Genomic DNA, 2,733 nt, shown 5'->3' on the forward strand with positions numbered 1-2,733 from the left:
CGATGGTGGCACATCAACCGCGCCAGTCTTGCGCACAGCGATGCGCCGAAACCCGTGCCCACACGGCACCACCGACCGGCTCAAAAAATCCCGCACAATCCCGCCCCGCTGCGCCAATGCCATCACAACCCCCGCTCAATGCGGAAATTGCCAACCAGCTTTTCGGTGGCAATTGCTCCATCCGGCCCATGCACAAACCGCCCGTCACGCCCGACCACCAGGCGAACAAGCCAGCCCTCGGCGGTGTTAACTTCACGCACAAACGCCACTGGCTTGCCCGTGTCGCAATCCATCACCTGCCATTCAAACCGGTTTGCGATATGGTCGGCATGGGCATAGCTGGCACCGTCAAAATGCCGGGCCTCGCTATAATCGGGCAGCCATAAAAACCGCCCCCGGCTTTTCAGTGCCGCAATCACCTTGCGCAGAGACTTGTGCGCAGCGCCTTCGCACGCCCGCATTTCATCGGCATTGATGAAATAATGCTGTTCGGCCAGCCGGTTCAAAACCTTGGCAAACCGGGTGGTAAACATGGCATCAACCGCATGGGCATCGGCCAACTGGCACAGACCATACCCCACCATCATCAATCGGGATGTTTTCCACCCGCCCCCCCCGCCAATCTGGCGATCCATCATCACCGCCATAGCCACATCCACCAGCTTGGCAAATTCATTACGAAAATCATGAAACTGGCTGGGCAGCATTAAATCGGCCCATTCCTGCTGATCGGCCAGCAAGATATCAATTACGTCCCGGCTGTCCGCTTCGCTGTCATCGAGCATCCCGACCGCCACAGCCCAGAAATAGCGCGGGAAAAACGCCCGCTCGACCGCCCAGAACAAATCAAACTTGCGACGCGGCACCACGTCACGCGATACCTCACGCAACCCCCGGCGCAGCGCACCAGGCACCGGCAACCGCGCCACATCATTGGCCGCCACACCAACTCCGGCCAACCGCATATCAGACGCCAGCGGCGCACCATATTTAAGCGCAACACTCATGACGCCCCCTTTCGCGGTCCAATCGGCACCGGGCCGGACCCAAACGGGTTAAAACCGTCATCATCGGGCTGGGTAAAAGGCTTCATTCCGCCGCCTCCCCGCATTCGCAAAAGTGAATGGCGCGCGCCAGATCAATAATCGCCTTTGCACCCGGATCAGTAATCGCCTTGCGCTGCGCACGGGTTACAGCCATACACATGGCAATATATTCGTCCGGCGTTGTTTCCCGCGGCAAAACCGGATCACTGGATTGCACCACAACCGCCTGCAAATAGGCTTTTCCAGCCGCGACCAGATTGTCTGCGCGCTCCGCATGGGTCAGGCGCTTTTTAACCTTGATGCTCATGCCGCACCTGCCTTGCCCGATGCCGGAAACGTCGCAACCGTTCCAGATACAGCGGGCGCGCCACCCTTGCCATTACTGGCAAGGAAATCCCCAAGGGTGCTGTGCATGGCGCGGGCCAGTTCAATTTCCGCCGCCACTTCCCGGTGGTCCAGCCGGCCATCGCGCATATGTTCGGCATGGGCGGCGACAAACCCGCTCACATCGGCGGCAAGGCAATGTAAATCAATCTGCTTTACCGTCATCTTGATGGCCTGCCCCATCCCGGCCAGCGCCAGAACACGGTTGGTAAAACTGCCCGGCAACACCGCCATCAAGTGCAGCATTACCGCCGTGCGTGGCACCATTTCGCCGTCGCGATAGGCTTCAAGTGTGCGCTGTTTAATACCCGTCGCCACAGCCAAATCACGCAACGTCACCGCCTTGTTTTCAGACTGATAGGTGCCAACAACCTGCCGAAACGCCGATGTAAATTCGGCTTGCAGCGCGTCATGGGCAATCGATCCAATTTTTCGCATAAAAATACATCCCGATATGATGCAGGTTGAAATCGTGAAGCGAACCGACGACTAGGCCGCTGCGCTGGCCCCGTCATCCGCCCCGGCGCAGCGGCCTTTGTCTGAATCGGCATCGTTGGAGGCGACAAGCCCCGCAAGATTATAAAAATCGTTAGGACTGACGAGGCCGCCCGTAATGCGATAAATCGCAATCAACGGAATACTTCTGGGCATCACCTCGCCATTGCACCACTTGGTAACAACTGACTTGCTGACCCCGAGACGCTTAGCAAATTCGCTACGCGATACTTGTGTTTGTGATAGCCACTGTTTCAATTTCATAATGGAGCTAAGGTTTCTTATTTTGAAACTAACGTCAAGCAAAATGTTTCAAAAAACGATAACGACTGACCTGACGCGTGGTGAAAGATTCCCGCCCATGCAAAACAACGTACGCGACATCCGCCGCAGACGGGGCCTTACGCAAGAACAGGTCGCAGAATTAACCGGCGGAACCAAAGGACAAATCAGCAAGCTGGAAAATGGCACCCTGCAATTAGGGGCCAACTGGCTTGAGCGTCTCGCGCGCGCTTTAAAAGTTGAAGCCTATGAATTGATATCGGATGTTCGGCCAACTGCCCGCATCCCCATTGTGGGCTGGGTATCAGCAGGGGCATTTGCAGACGCCCAACAAGTCGACAGGAAACGACTTGCCGAGTTCCCACACATCGACTGCCCGGATGTAGACGAAAAAAAGTGTATAGCCCTTAATGTTCAGGGTGATTCCATGAATTTGGTAGCACCGGAAGATTCTGTGATTGTGGTGGATATTTCGCACAAGGAAATGTCAGACGGAAAGTTCTACATCGTCGCCACCAATGGCGGA

Annotated in this window: 5 protein-coding genes; 1 reads left to right on the top strand and 4 read right to left on the bottom strand. The window is 56.2% G+C overall.

Translation table 11 applies throughout. The features are described 5' to 3' along the window. Positions 1-122: 122 nt before the first annotated feature. From THS27_RS26015 to THS27_RS27640, 4 genes are all read right to left on the bottom strand, one after another. Positions 123-1,007, bottom strand: coding sequence for a hypothetical protein (locus THS27_RS26015; protein ID WP_085595896.1), 885 nt, complete (start codon positions 1,005-1,007; stop codon positions 123-125). A gap of 82 nt (positions 1,008-1,089) precedes the next feature. Further along, positions 1,090-1,353 carry a hypothetical protein gene (locus THS27_RS26020; protein WP_085595898.1) on the bottom strand — a complete coding sequence of 88 codons (264 nt, stop codon included), beginning with the start codon at positions 1,351-1,353 and terminating at the stop codon, positions 1,090-1,092. Next, positions 1,350-1,868: a hypothetical protein gene (locus THS27_RS26025; protein WP_085595900.1), complete on the bottom strand. Its 519-nt coding sequence runs from the start codon at positions 1,866-1,868 to the stop codon at positions 1,350-1,352. The genes THS27_RS26020 and THS27_RS26025 overlap by 4 nt, the downstream gene beginning before the upstream one ends. 51 nt (positions 1,869-1,919) lie before the next feature. Further along, complete coding sequence (locus THS27_RS27640) at positions 1,920-2,189, bottom strand: helix-turn-helix transcriptional regulator (RefSeq protein ID WP_085595902.1); 270 nt, start codon at positions 2,187-2,189, stop codon at positions 1,920-1,922. Between the two features lie 97 nt (positions 2,190-2,286). On the opposite strand from THS27_RS27640, the gene THS27_RS26035 reads away from it, so the two are divergent. Continuing rightward, positions 2,287-2,733: XRE family transcriptional regulator (locus THS27_RS26035; RefSeq protein WP_168185026.1), on the top strand; the 447-nt coding region annotated here is incomplete at its 3' end.

The organism is Thalassospira sp. MCCC 1A01428 (assembly GCF_002115825.1).
Classification (GTDB): domain Bacteria; phylum Pseudomonadota; class Alphaproteobacteria; order Rhodospirillales; family Thalassospiraceae; genus Thalassospira.